This is a genomic window from Desulfosporosinus metallidurans, assembly GCF_001936615.1.
Taxonomy (GTDB): Bacteria; Bacillota; Desulfitobacteriia; order Desulfitobacteriales; family Desulfitobacteriaceae; genus Desulfosporosinus; species Desulfosporosinus metallidurans.
This window is the reverse complement of the sequence record NZ_MLBF01000032.1, coordinates 1-13,703: the sequence shown is the minus strand read 5'-3', so window position 1 is coordinate 13,703 and position 13,703 is coordinate 1. Positions and strand designations below refer to the sequence as shown.

At 41.1% G+C, this 13,703-nt stretch carries 14 protein-coding genes and 2 pseudogenes; 15 read left to right on the top strand and 1 reads right to left on the bottom strand.

Annotation, left to right across the window (positions count from 1 at the left end):
- The first annotated feature begins 60 nt into the window (after positions 1-60).
- From DSOL_RS16780 to DSOL_RS16735, 11 genes are all read left to right on the top strand, one after another.
- Positions 61-741, top strand: a complete 681-nt coding sequence (locus DSOL_RS16780) for a cobalamin B12-binding domain-containing protein (protein ID WP_075366009.1) — start codon at positions 61-63, stop codon at positions 739-741.
- On the top strand, positions 734-1,432 hold the full coding sequence (locus DSOL_RS16775; RefSeq protein ID WP_075365979.1) for a GntR family transcriptional regulator: 699 nt from the start codon (positions 734-736) through the stop codon (positions 1,430-1,432). Before DSOL_RS16780 ends, DSOL_RS16775 begins: the two co-directional genes overlap by 8 nt.
- 44 nt (positions 1,433-1,476) lie before the next feature.
- Positions 1,477-3,327, top strand: a complete 1,851-nt coding sequence (locus DSOL_RS16770) for an ASKHA domain-containing protein (RefSeq protein ID WP_139314504.1) — start codon at positions 1,477-1,479, stop codon at positions 3,325-3,327.
- Between the two features lie 282 nt (positions 3,328-3,609).
- Positions 3,610-4,422, top strand: a complete 813-nt coding sequence (locus DSOL_RS16765; RefSeq protein WP_075365977.1) for a methyltetrahydrofolate cobalamin methyltransferase — start codon at positions 3,610-3,612, stop codon at positions 4,420-4,422.
- Between the two features lie 57 nt (positions 4,423-4,479).
- Positions 4,480-5,118, top strand: coding sequence for a cobalamin B12-binding domain-containing protein (locus DSOL_RS16760; protein ID WP_075365976.1), 639 nt, complete (start codon positions 4,480-4,482; stop codon positions 5,116-5,118).
- Position 5,119: 1 nt separating this feature from the next.
- Positions 5,120-6,274, top strand: a complete 1,155-nt coding sequence (locus DSOL_RS16755; protein ID WP_075365975.1) for a uroporphyrinogen decarboxylase/cobalamine-independent methonine synthase family protein — start codon at positions 5,120-5,122, stop codon at positions 6,272-6,274.
- A 20-nt stretch (positions 6,275-6,294) separates the two neighbouring features.
- Entirely contained in the window at positions 6,295-6,438 is a 144-nt protein-coding gene (locus DSOL_RS28055) for a hypothetical protein (RefSeq protein ID WP_170871541.1), read from the top strand.
- Between the two features lie 272 nt (positions 6,439-6,710).
- The gene (locus tag DSOL_RS16750) at positions 6,711-8,066 is read left to right on the top strand and encodes an MFS transporter (protein WP_075365974.1); all 1,356 of its coding nucleotides are present in this window, start codon (positions 6,711-6,713) and stop codon (positions 8,064-8,066) included.
- 140 nt (positions 8,067-8,206) lie between these two features.
- A complete protein-coding gene (locus DSOL_RS16745) occupies positions 8,207-9,061 on the top strand; it encodes a methyl-accepting chemotaxis protein (protein WP_075365973.1) in 855 nt (284 codons plus the stop codon).
- Positions 9,062-9,112: 51 nt separating this feature from the next.
- Positions 9,113-10,534 carry an MFS transporter gene (locus DSOL_RS16740; protein WP_075365972.1) on the top strand — a complete coding sequence of 474 codons (1,422 nt, stop codon included), beginning with the start codon at positions 9,113-9,115 and terminating at the stop codon, positions 10,532-10,534.
- A gap of 61 nt (positions 10,535-10,595) precedes the next feature.
- Positions 10,596-10,937 carry a DUF6951 family protein gene (locus tag DSOL_RS16735; RefSeq protein WP_075365971.1) on the top strand — a complete coding sequence of 114 codons (342 nt, stop codon included), beginning with the start codon at positions 10,596-10,598 and terminating at the stop codon, positions 10,935-10,937.
- 150 nt (positions 10,938-11,087) lie between these two features.
- Here DSOL_RS16735 and DSOL_RS29575 read toward each other — a convergent pair whose 3' ends face one another.
- Positions 11,088-11,381 carry a helix-turn-helix domain-containing protein gene (locus tag DSOL_RS29575; protein WP_075365970.1) on the bottom strand — a complete coding sequence of 98 codons (294 nt, stop codon included), beginning with the start codon at positions 11,379-11,381 and terminating at the stop codon, positions 11,088-11,090.
- A gap of 56 nt (positions 11,382-11,437) precedes the next feature.
- Here DSOL_RS29575 and DSOL_RS16725 point away from each other — a divergent pair.
- The 4 genes and pseudogenes from DSOL_RS16725 to DSOL_RS16705 form a co-directional block, all read left to right on the top strand.
- Positions 11,438-12,115 (top strand): annotated as a pseudogene (locus tag DSOL_RS16725) (dihydropteroate synthase); the annotation flags it as partial.
- 114 nt (positions 12,116-12,229) lie between these two features.
- Positions 12,230-12,403: pseudogene (locus DSOL_RS16720) on the top strand (B12-binding domain-containing protein); the annotation flags it as partial.
- Positions 12,404-12,752: 349 nt separating this feature from the next.
- Positions 12,753-13,157 carry an MFS transporter gene (locus DSOL_RS16710; protein ID WP_139314503.1) on the top strand — a complete coding sequence of 135 codons (405 nt, stop codon included), beginning with the start codon at positions 12,753-12,755 and terminating at the stop codon, positions 13,155-13,157.
- Between the two features lie 194 nt (positions 13,158-13,351).
- Positions 13,352-13,703 (top strand): DUF2284 domain-containing protein (locus DSOL_RS16705; protein ID WP_218959006.1); only part of this gene is annotated, 352 nt, incomplete at its 3' end.

Genomic DNA, 13,703 nt, shown 5'->3' with positions numbered 1-13,703 from the left:
ATGAACTTCATGCAATATAATGCTATTAAAAGCCTAAATATGGGTTTGGTGGAGGGGAAAATGAAAGACTTCAGCAAAACGGATGAATTATTAATAAAGTTTGTAGAGCAGCTAGACGAAGATAATGCCATTAAATTTGCCGATGAAGCCTTATATGAAGGAATTGACCCATTATACTTGTTAGATTTAATGAATGAAGGAATGAAACGGGTAGGGAAACTTTATGATAGTAAGGACTATTATATTGCTGATCTGATTATGGCGGGACTAATATTTAGACAAGTCTTAGAACTGGAAAAAATGACTGCTTTTTTCCATGGAACGTACGATAAAAAAACTGGGAAAATCGTGATCGGAACAGTGAGAGGGGATATTCACGACATTGGAAAGGATATTCTTAGGTATATGCTAGAGGCATACGGCTTTGATGTGATTGATCTCGGGGTAGACGTGCCGAGAGAAATCTTTGTAAAAAATGTTGAAAAACATAAACCGGATATTGTGGCGCTTAGCGGTGTATTAACGAGCACTGTAGTAGAAATGAAAGAAGTCGTAAATTCTTTGATAGAAGCACGCTTGAGAGATAAAGTGAAGATTATTATAGGTGCTAACCATCTCACACAAGATGCGTTCAGATATATTGGTGCGGATAGCTTTGCTACGGATGCTTCCGTTGGGGCCAAAATGTGTAGGGAATGGATGAACGCTGGTAATGGACAGGGAGTAATAGGTAATGGCTAATCCGGTTTATATTAAAATCGTCGAAGATATCAAGAAAAAGGTCAACAGCGCGGAGTTAATTCCAGGTGATACTGTTCCGCCAGAAACTGCACTTTGTAAAGAATATGGCGTCAGTCGAATGACGGTTAGAAAAGGTTTAGCTATTTTGGCAAATGAGGGATACATTTATTCTGTTCCTGGTAAAGGGAGCTACGTTCAAAAACCTGAAGTTAACAAATATACGTTACTCTATGATGAGATGAATAACCCTATTAACAGTGTTGATAAAGCAAGACTCTTAGAAGTAACTATTATTATGCCTGATGAAAAGTTAGCGGATGAGTTACAAACGACCAGAAACAAACATGTTATTATGATTCGCAGGTTATTCTATACAGATGGAACCCCAGTGGCTTATGATGTTAAATATTTGCTTTATAGCAAGGGGATGCCTATTGTAGAAAAGGAAATTGAACAGGCAACCTTTCAGGAAATGGTATCAAATGGTACGCCCATTTTTGCATTAAAGAAGAAAATTAGTATTAGTGCTCAGATACCTAACGAGGAGATTAAACGATATTTAAATATTTATGATGAGCTTGCCTTATTGGTTGTTGAGCAGAAACTTTACAATAATGAAAACAAGCCTATAGGCATAGGTGTCACTAGTTATCGAGGTGACTATATAAAATTGCAGGGAAATAGTGAATAATCCGAAGTAAGAGCGGTTTAATGACACCAAGTGGAGGGATTTTCTTGAACTATCATAAAGTAGTTTTCCAACCTGGGGACGTATTGGTAGAAGTGGTGGAAGGTAACACAATTAAGGAAGCAATGAATGATGCGGGCCTAGAGTTTGACTTTCTCTGCGGAGGGAGGGGAACGTGCGGAAAATGTCGAGTCAGGATTTCTGAGGGATTGGGTGCTCCGGTTACTAGGGAACAAGAACTGATTCAGGCGAAGGAATTAGACGAAGGTATACGTTTAGCTTGCATGACTATAGTACGCAATGACTTAACAGTGGAGCTTCCAAACCAAAAAAAACTTCAGCATCACATTCTTATTGAGTCAGTAGAAGGGGCGTTGGAAATTGAGCCACAACTCAACAAAGTGTTCGTTGAAGTAGAAAAGCCTTCGCGTGAGACTCAGAGTTCTGATTGGCGTCGCCTGAAGGAGAGTCTAGTTAAGCAAGGGTATGAGGATAGCAAATTAGAGTCGTCAGTTTCCATTTTGCGGCAGATGCCAGATGCGATTAGGGGTGCCAATAACCATATCACTGCAGTTATGTATAATAGTAGAGTAGTTGGAATAGAGCTGGAGGATACCACGAAGACGATGCTTGGAATGGCCTTCGATATCGGAACCACTACCATTGTAGGTTATTTGCTCGATCTTTATTCCGGGAAAGAGTTAAGTGTGGTCTCTACCCTTAATCCCCAGACCGCGTTTGGGGCAGATGTCATTTCTCGGCTCACTTTTGCGAGCCATGAAGAAAATGGCCTAATAAAACTGCAGAGTACTGTGATTGAGGCAATTAATAAACTTATTGTAGAAGCGGTCCAAAAAGCTTCTGTTTTCAGAAACCAAATCTATGGCGTTTCTATTGCAGCGAACACTTGTATGCATCATATCTTTCTGGGCATAAATCCACAGAGTATTGCGGTAGCACCTTATGTACCTGCCCTCAGTGAACCTTTGGTATTAGATGCTTCAGAACTTAAGATTAGCATAAATCAGGCCGGGAAAGTTTTCATGCTGCCCAATATTGCTGGTTTTGTGGGAGCCGACACGGTAGCGGTGCTGTTGGCCACAGAGTTGGACCAAAGCGAAGATATCAAGCTCGTCATTGATATTGGTACTAACGGGGAAATCGCGCTTGGCTCAAGAGAAAAAATGGTTGCCTGTTCGGCTGCCGCAGGCCCTGCCTTTGAGGGGGCGCAAATAAGTAGCGGGATGAGAGGCGCTGTAGGGGCAATCGACCATGTTTATTATCGAGACAAACTTGACTATTCCGTAATTGGAGGAGGAAAGCCTCTGGGGATTTGCGGATCTGCCTTGCTCGATACGGTAGCGGGATTGGTGGAACTTGGTATTGTTAATAAGAGAGGAAAATTCTTAGCTTACGAGCAATTAACAAATCCTGTGGCTAGGAGGTTTAAGGAAAATCTTATACAACATGAGGGCCAAGGAGCATTTTTAATTGCTGAAGCAAGTATAACCGGTCATGGTAGGCCTATTATGATTACCCAGAGTGACATCCGGGAACTTCAGATGGCCAAGGGCGCCATGGCGGCAGGAGTCAGAGTTTTGATAGAAACCTATGGTATCCAAGTACAGGACATTAAAGAAGTCCTTTTGGCCGGGGCCTTCGGAAACTACTTGAACCCGCATAGTGCCTGTGTCATAGGATTAATTCCGCTTGAACTGGAAGGTAAAATCAAAATGATCGGCAATGCGGCCGGCACTGGCGCAAAATTGGCATTGCTTTCTTCGAGCAAATTCCGCAGGTCGAAGGATATTGCTGAGCATGTGAAATTTGTTGAATTGGGCAGTTATCCAAGATTCAATAGTATTTTCGGGGAATGCACATATTTTAACATCCAATAAAATGTTGGAGAAGTGGACGTAAATAAAGTAAGCACAGGACTTATATTGGTTCTGTGCTTACTTGTAGTTTAGGCTAGGCCAGCTTTATTATCACAACTTTACAATTTACATTGGTTGGTGGTTAAGCTTCTTTTTGGAGTAAGTTTCGAGAGAATTAAAAATTATTTATTAGTCGGATTAGTGAAAATAATTATTTGACAAAGTAATTGAATATTGATAATATAACTTCAAAAGACATGTATATACAGGAATAGATAAGAAACAGAGGGAGGGCTATTTTTAATGATTATTATTGGTGAGAAAATTAATGGAACCATACCAAGCGTTAAAAAGGCCATAGAGCAAAAGGACGAGGAGTTTATTCGAAACCTTGCTATAAGGCAAGCTGAAGCAGGCGCTGATTATCTTGATGTGTGTGCAAGTACAGCACCAGACGTTGAAGTAGATACCTTGTTATGGCTTATGGATATTGTTCAGAACGCAGTGGATACGCCGTTGTGTATTGACAGTCCAAATCCACTTGTTATTGAGAAGGTTTTTCCATATGCGAAACGTCCGGGATTAATCAACTCGGTATCTGAAGAAGGCGGAAAATGCGAAGTAATTTACCCAATCATTAAAGGGACAAAATGGGAAGTTATTGCCCTGACGTGTGATAATCGGGGTATCCCAAAGGACATTCAAACAAGGGTGGATATCACAAAGGTCATGGTTGAAAAGGCTCAAAAGTATGATATTACCCCTGATAGAATCCACATTGACCCTCTCGTAATGGCGCTATCTGCAGATAATCAATCTCTCCTAAACTTTGTCCAGACCTTAAAAGAAGTGAAAACCTTATATCCTGCTATTAAAGTAACGTCTGGTTTAAGCAATATATCCTTTGGAATGCCTTTAAGAAAAGTGGTTAATCAACACTTCTTAACCCTGGCAATCGATGCAGGAATGGATTCTGCCATCTTAGATCCCTGTAATCGGGATATGGTGACGACACTGTATGTAACAGATGCATTACTTGGGAAAGATCGCTTTTGTAGAAATTACTTGAATGCTTACCGCAAAAACAAGATTGGCCCCGTAAAAGTTGACGCATAATTAAGGCAAAATAGTGTCCAATGGGCGACTTATTTAAATTATTTGGGAGGTTTAATTATGATTGATTTACAGGCACTAACTCAAGCAGTAGGAGATCTTGACGAAAAAACTATTTTAACTATGATCAACGATTTTGTCGCAACAAACCCCAGTGGGGAAGATGCTCAGAAGATTGTTTTCGCCTGCCAGCAAGGAATGGCAATCGTCGGCGACTTGTTTGAAAAGAACGAATACTACGTCGGAGACTTAATTTTTGCCGGAGAATTGTTATCCAAAACAATCGAGATACTAAAACCTGTGTTAAGTGGTGTAGCCTCGCAAAAAGTTGGTGCTATCGTAATTGGTACTGTTGAGGGCGACTTGCACGATATTGGGAAGAATATTTTCGGTAGTATGGCAGAGGCAGCAGGCTTTGACGTGTACGACTTAGGGATTGACGTATCACCCAGCGCGTTTGTCGAAAAGGTGAAAGAAGTAAAACCACAGATCCTTGGGATGAGTGGCGTTCTGACCCTTGCTATTGATTCCATGAAAAATACGGTTACAGCACTCAACGAAGCGGGCTTAAGAGATACCGTGAAAATAATTATTGGCGGGAATCCTGTCAATGAAGCTTCTTGCAAACAAATCGGTGCGGACGCTTTTACGACAAATGCCGCTGAAGGTCTGAAAACTTGTCAAGGGTGGGTGAAATAACATGACAGATGCCGTAGCTATGACGAATGAACGAAACCAGATGTTCCGCGAGCTATTCAGCGGAAAAACCCCAAAAAGAGTACCGATCAGCAATCCGGCTACCCAGGATTTTGCGATCCAATATGCCGGGTTTGACTTGGCCGAAGCTCAATGGGATCTAACCAAATTAGAGCCAGTCTACGATAAGTTTTGTCAAGATTTCTATACCGACACTTATCCTGGTGGTTCCATCAGACTTCCTTCACACTATCAGATTCTAGGGTCGACTCCTATTGTCATGAGTTCCAGCGGATTCATGCAGCATCCAGAAGTCGTGGGCTTGCTGGCGGAGGAATATGACCAGTTTATCGCCTCGCCTTATGACTGTATTATCGAAACGGTTTTGCCACGGTTGTACACCGAGTTTAACGGGGCACCAGGTAAAGTGGCTATGGCTTTAGCTAAAGCGGTGCGGGCCCAGTCCGACGACCTTGCATACCTAGGCGCGATCAGAACGAAAATGAATGCAAAATATGGCTATGCAACCATGGGCGCTGCTTTAACGGAAGCTCCATTTGACTTTATGTCTGACTTCCTCAGAAGTTTTAAAGGAATTTCGGGTGATGTTAGACGGTATCCAGATAAGATAGAGGCAGCCTGTGAAGCGGTATTACCATTGATGATTAAGAAAGGTACTTTACCGAATCCTTCGATGCTAGGCTATACGTTTATTCCCCTTCACATGGCTCCCTATTTGAGGGATAAAGACTTTGCAACGTTATACTGGCCAACCTTCAAAAAGTTGGTCGAGACATTGGCTGATATGGGTCAGACTGTCCAATTGTTTGTAGAACAGGACTGGATGAGATACCTCGATTATCTGTATGAGTTACCAGAAAATACGATTATGAGGTTTGAATACGGAGATGCAAAACTTGTTAAGGAAAAGCTCGGCAAAAAGCATATCATTTCTGGATTCTATCCTGTGACATTGTTGCAAACAGGTACCAAGCAACAGTGTGTGGATAAGGCCAAAGAATTGATGGACATTCTTGCTCCAGGTGGAAGGTATTGGTGGCAAGCGGACAAGAGTATTATCAATTTGGAAGCAAATGGTCCGGTGGTGGAAAATCTCAGAGCTGTCTTGGAGTATGTTCATGAAAACGGAACCTACTAATGCTGAGGGGAGAGGATAAAATGGACTCGAAATATTACGCGACTTGGGAAGAATATTTAGCAGAGCACCCGGAATTAGAAGGAAAGCCTGCGCAAGCAATCGCACCTAAAATTGAAAAATATGAAGACGTATTGTTTACCTTTATTATGGATTTAGTATTGTAAGTCGATCTTGTTTTCAGGGGCTGTAATTTAAGGGCAACATCGGACCTCGTAGGGAACCACTATGCACGTGCTGCAAAACGGAATTATCGGAGGTCCGAGGTTGCCCTCAATTGCCCTCAATTGCCCTGAGATATTTCTGAATATTCTTTAGTCGGTGTCCTTCTTGCACGGCGTATGCCGAGAGTTAATTAAAATAGAATGGAGGTGACAAGAGGGGAAAGTAATTTTTGCAAAAGCAGAGTGAGGAAATTGATTTTTGAGAGGAGATTGTTATGGAAACGAGATTAAAGAAGTCAATTATTAATCTTTACGGATTACCGTCATTTGGATTTCAGTTATTTGTAAATATGGAGGTATTTTATTTTGCAGCATTTTTAACAGACTTTGCTAAGCTTCCAATGGCGTTGGTTGGAACTGTATTGATGATTACGAGTATTTTTGATATTTTATGGGTTCCGACTGCAGGGGTTCTATTAGAAAAGAGTAATATGAAATGGGGAAAATACCGTTCATGGCTACTTGTAGGACCACCCTTTGCGGCATTGTTTTTTATTTTGCAGTTTTCTAAAATCGGCTCCCCAACAACGAATGCCATTATCATTACAATCGGATTTGTTGTTAGTCATTTAATTTGGAACATTTTTTATGCTGGACATGTTGCATTGAACTCCTCGATGACAACCGTAAGAGAAGAAAGAATTGCCATGTCGACAAACAGGGGAATGTTTAATTCATTAGGTGCTATTGCTTTTTCTCTGATCGGCATGCCGATGATCTTGGCCCTTGGTAAAGGCAATCCTGCGATGGGGTACACACTTACTGTTGTAATCACAGGGGCTGTTATGATTGCTTGCTATTATGCGTTGTTCTTTATGACCAAAGACTATGCTTTTCACGGAACTTCTGTTCAATCAGGTAAAACAGAAGAGAAAATGTCTATTGGCGAGATGCTAAAACAGATTGTAGTCAACCCGCCACTTATCGGCTTGATGTTAGGTGAACTTGGAAGGTATTTAGGAAGGTTTGTTATCTTTGGTCTGGCGTTCTATTATTTTAAATATGTTGTCAATAATTTAGCAATCATTGCGGTTTTCATGACGGGACTTAACGTGGTAACGTTCGTTGGAGCTTTGATTGCAAATCCACTTGCTAAGAAATTCGGAGAAAGAAATACGTATATTCTGTCACTCTCATTATTCATAATCGGGCTTTTGGCGGTATGGGCCTTGCCAATGAATTATGTTTCCTTCATGATAGTAATGTTCATCGCCTATCTAGGATATGGCATGCCCGATGCCTTGGGCGTTTCGATGTACTCATCTACGGTTGATTATGGCGAATGGAAAACAGGCAAGAATGCCAGAGGTTTTATCATGTCCTTAATTAGTTTTCCGATCAAGACGGCTATTCTTGTAAGAAGTGTTGTGATCACGGCTGTGCTTGCGGGAGCAGGATATGTTGCAAATATGAAGGCTACACCGGAACTAATAAGCTCTGTAAAGAACGGATTAACTCTAGTTCCTGCAGTCATAATGCTAGTAGGGTTGCTGTTTATTATCTTGCTTTATAAAATCACACCTCAAAGCCTTGTAAAAATGCAAAGTGAAATCGCTGCGAGGAAAGCCTAAGCAATCCCTAGAAAAGTGCTTAATGAAGACTCCAAAATAAGAGAGATGATTGAGCTCATCTCTCTTATTTCGCTTGAAACTAGCTAAGTGATTTTATGACCTAATGTTACGTCAATGGTTATCTAGAGGAGCTGAAGTAAATGGAAGAAAGATATCTTCAAAAATTTATTGAGATAATGCCAAGCTTAAATGGAGTTATGCAGGACGATATCACCATTGTTGTGTTTGATCTTAGAAAAGAGATTATCTCGGCTTATGCACCGGGCCAACTCAAAATGCCCTCAAAAGTTGGGGATCCAATAAAAAATATGGAAACTTATAATTTTGTAAAGAAAACCAAAGAACAATTACCGTCGGTTGTTCCCACAAGATTCTTCGGAGTTCCTGCCAAAGGACTGCTTACACCAGTTTTTGATGAAAATGGAGAGGTCGTTGCCATAGTATCGGTCTCTAAGAGCATCGAAAAAGAGGCTAAAATTGAAGAAAGTACTTCTATGCTCTTCTCCTCTATGGAGCAATTAAACGCTGGTATCGAGGAAGTTGCTTCGAGTTCACAGCAACTATCAACGTTTATCAAAGAAATAGACGAATTCAGCTCGCAGACTGAAGAAAAAATCATGGACATCGACAGCATTATTGAGGATATTAAAAATATCTCAAAACATTCAAACCTCCTAGCCTTAAATGCATCTATAGAAGCAGCAAGGGCGGGGGAGGCAGGAAGAGGATTCAGTGTCGTAGCTAAAGAAATGGGTATACTCTCAAGCTCAAGTAAGGAATCAGCAGAAAAGGTGTCGAGGTCGCTTTTAGATATAAAAAAGGCGATTGAGTTTATTGGTGAGAAAATCAAAAAAACAAGCCTTTCGTCGGAGAACCAAGCTGCAGCAACTGAGGAGATGGCAGCTACGACTGATGAGGTTGTTTCCATTGCGAAGCAGCTATCTGAGTTAGCGAAGGTTAAAACAGTCGATGAATTAATAAGTCAAAAAGTATAAATGACTGCTTACCTATCACAAAGGGACGCTCAATGCAAAGGAGATGCTTACATGTCAGTACAGAAAGAAAGAGGATGGCAAAGGTATCATACGATCTGGGTAATGCTGTTTATTGGTTGGGTAGTTTCCTATGCTGATCGAACATTAACTGGCCCAGTAATTACCTGGATGATTACTAACAAGGTTGGTTTTCTGCAAGCTGCCAGTAATCCTCATGCCCTTGGCGGACTACTAGGAAGTTTATTTTTTGCTGGATATATGCTGACACAATTCCCGGGAGGGTACTTTGGAGATAAATTCGGTTATCGCACAATCGTTGTTATTAGCATCTTTTGGGCGGGCATTACCACCCTATTAACGGGATTAACTGGTGGCTTAGTGGCTTTTATTGCTTTGCGGATCTTCACCGGACTTGGTGAAGGAGTTCTTTATTCAAATGACCGCTCCTTGGTTGCCCAAGTAACTCCTCCTAATAAGCTTGGTCTAGGCATGGGGGTAGTAATGGGCGGACTTACTGTGGGCTTGTCTGCCGCTTTGGTAGGAACAGTATACTTAATAGAGAGGGCTCAACCTTCGATGGGTGTCAATGCTTGGAAAGCGCCCTTTCTTATCTTGGGGACAGTCACAATTATCGCTGCATTCTTTATTCGCCAGGCTCTGAAACCACAAGGAAAAATTGGTTCTGAGAATTTTGGCAAGGCTTTGTTCAGTTTGCTTAAATATGCTATTGTATTCTTGGTGGCCATTATGGCTGTCTATTTTATAACAAATGCTCTGCATTTAAACGATGTGATGATTGCAGTCATCTTAACATGTTTAGCGTTTGTATTAATCGCCTTTATCTTTATCAAGAAAGGTAATGAAGTTAGCCCGATATTAAGGGACAAAAATCTTCTGCTTATCTATATCTCGTATATTGCGGTGTTATGGCATCTCTGGTTTTATGGTTTTTGGGGGGGCGCCGTAATAAAAGATTTTGGTGGCGGTACTCTAGCGTCGGCGCTATTGGTTATTTCGTTTAATGCTATAGCTGGGGTAATCGGTTTTCCTTTAGGCGGAAAAATTTCCGATATGGTAGCCCATAAAACCAATGGTCGACGCAATGTCTTAATCATGATGGAAGCACTTTTAACGGTGTTTATCTTTGTTTTTGCAGTCTATGTCATGTCAGGAAGAAAAGATATGGTTGTGCAATCGGCTATTCTCTTTGTTTCAGGTTTAATCTTTTTCGCGTTGCAAGCGGTTGCCCACGCCCTTACTTCAGAAATTGCACCCGTTCATTTGCGCGGAGCAGCGTTTGGTATGCTGAATCTTGTGTCTGAAATTGGAGCAGTATTATCGCCAGTAGTATCCGGTGCCATACGCGATAGTACTGGAAGCTGGGGAACGCCCTTGATTTTAGATGGAGTATTAATGGGTCTAAGCTGTATCATGGTAATGGGAGTAAGTTCAAAAATTGTATCAAAGGGATAGAGGAAATGTGACAAGTAAGTTTAGGGTCAAACCAGTAAATTGAAGTATAGGGGGGATAAAAATGGCGACAGGGATTATACACTGTGGGGCCTGTGGTTTTACTATTAATGTCAAAGCGGTGAGCGATGACAGTCAAACAAATTCTCGAAGAAGCAAGATGATAAAATTGGAGATAACAAGCGATTGTCCTAATTACCAAAAGATTGCAAAAGAGTTAACGGAAGTTGATGCCTACAAAGAAATGTTTAATAAACTTCATATGGGGAAAGTCTATGAAACGTTTGCTAAACATAGCCCGCATCCCAGCTGCCCTGGAGTTTCTGGGATTCTGAAAACGGTGGAAGTGGCAGCAGGTTTGGCGTTGCCGCAAACCGCTAGTATTAGCATCACGAAGGATAATTAAAGCGGGGTCACCTTTGGCGCTTGGTTTTCAGGCGTACTATAAGAATGTTATTGGAGAAACCTGGTCCATAAAGTAGTGGGACCAGGTTTTTAGTATGGATTTTTATCAGTGGCGGAGTTATATTGATCCCATTACTGATGCAATTTTCAGTTATGGCAAGGATATTTCAAAAAAATCCAGGATTTTAAACGATAGGTGCAAATGAAGCAGTATATTACTGTTATTCAAATCAACATTCATAATAGCTTCGATTTTTTCAATTCTATAAAACATTGTGTTGCGGTGAATGTTCAAGGTGCTGGCAGACTCAGTCATGTTTTTAGAACTGATGATGTATGTATAAAGGCTACGTGCATAGTTGGTATTATTCTGTCTGTCATATTCGACCAGTTTTAACAGCGATGGATGGCAGTTCTCTTTTAGATTTCCAGCGCTAGAACACATGTCCGTAAAATGGTATATGGCATAATCCTCATATTCGAAAAGAACCGCCTCTTTATGCTAGTACAGCACCAGACGTCGAAGTAGAAACTCTAATTTGGCTTATGGACATCGTTCAGAACGCAGTGGATACGCCGTTATGTATTGATAGTCCAAATCCACTCGTTATTGAGAAGGTTTTCCCGTATGCCAAACGCCCTGGGTTGATTAACTCCGTATCGGAAGAAGGCGGAAAATGCGAAATAATTTACCCGATCATTAAAGGGACAAAATGGGAAGTTATTGCCCTGACGTGTGATAATCGGGGTATCCCAAAGGACATTCAAACAAGGGTGGATATCACAAAGGTTATGGTTGAAAAGGCGAAAATGTATGATATTACCCCTGATAGGATCCACATTGACCCTCTCGTAATGGCCCTATCAGCAGATAATCAATCTCTACTAAACTTTGTCCAGACCTTAAAAGAAGTGAAAACCTTATATCCTACTATTAAAGTAACGTCTGGTTTAAGCAATATATCCTTTGGAATGCCTTTAAGAAAAGTTGTTAATCAACACTTCTTAACCCTGGCAATTGATGCAGGAATGGATTCTGCCATCTTAGATCCTTGTAATCGGGATATGGTGACGACACTGTATGTAACAGATGCGTTACTGGGGAAAGATCGCTTTTGCAGAAATTACTTGAATGCTTACCGCAAAAACAAGATTGGCCCCGTAAAAGTTGACGCGTAATTTAGCGAAATCTAGGAGAACTATTTTTTAGATGAAGTTTGTATATACAACTAGATGACGGTATATATCCCAATTCAATTGGCGAATTATTGGATTATTTAAGGAGGTTTAATTTTGATTGATTTACAGGTACTAACTCAAGCAGTAGGAGATCTTGATGAAAAAACTATTTTAACTATGATCAACGATTTCGTTGCAACAAACCCCAGTGGGGAAGAGGCTCAGAAGATTGTTTTCGCCTGTCAGCAAGGCATGGCAATCGTCGGGGACTTGTTTGAATCAGCGGAGTCGTGTTCCAGTTGCTAGGTGGCTATCTTGCAGGTATCAATTGGACATATTGTTTCTACTCTTATCTTGTTGCAGTGGTTTTCTTTCTATTTGCCATCATCTACCTGCCTGAACCGGATAAGCAACAAAAACTGGCTACCGAAGATTCTAATGTCAAAACGAAGAAAGTGCCGGGAAGCGTTTACCTGATTTCACTTGTGTTTGCATTTTTCTTTTTGTTCATGTACATTATCATCACAAACGCCGCGATTGTTATTATGGGTGAAAAACTTGGGACCCCAGGCCAAATCGGCATAGCATTTTCTTTTCTAACGCTTACCTCCTTTATAACCTCAGCGGCTTTGGGCAATTGTTCAAACGTCTTAAGTTTGTCATTCTTCCGATCTCCTATATTCTTGGTGCAATCGGGCTCTATCTGTGCTATACGGGCGCTACCTTCTGGACGTTTACATTGGGAATAGCTGTTTTCGGTCTGGGATTAGGTACGGTCGTTCCGGCAACGATGACCAAACTTACAGGGTTGGTTCCTTATGAATTGGCAACGAAAGTAATTGGAACTGGATTCTTGGGTATGGGTGTAGGTGGGTTTATTCAACCGATGGTTTTTGATGTAATCTTAAACATGCTTCATCAAGGACCTGAAAGATTCCCATTCATAATTGGTGCAATTGGAATGCTTGTATTCGCTGTGGTGATTTTCCTTGTTGGCAAAGCAACACCGATCAACATCGCTCCCCCAACTATGCAAGCATAGGATATCCGTAGACGGAACGATATTATCGAAATAGTAGATCATGACTCCTTAAAATAGGCCTAATAGGATCGAGACAAGCGATTCCGCACTAAAAGCCAATTATCGATAGTTTTCTCAAGAGAGGAGTGAAAGCAGCTATTCACTGTCGCAAAATGCTAGTATTAGCGTGACGAAATAACAAGGGGGCAATAAATATGGAAACGGTTTTAAGCGATCTTGTCAGGGACGCCAAGGCATTAAACGCGACGCATGCTTCAATAGCTGAAGTGGCTGAGATCAAGTTTAACGAAGATTTCAGAAAGCTGTGTGAACAGAATTCATGTGGATCTTACAATAAAAACTGGATGTGTCCCCCAGCAGTGGGTCCGATTAACGATTTGAAAGAACGGGCCTTGGGATTTAAGCAGGGTCTTTTGTTCCAGACAGTCCATCCGATAGCAAGTTCTCTTGACTGGAAAGGCATGCTAGAGGGAGGGGTTAATCATACGAAACTATTTAGAAAAATACTTGAGTGTATGGAGAATAATTACAACTTTAAAGAAATAC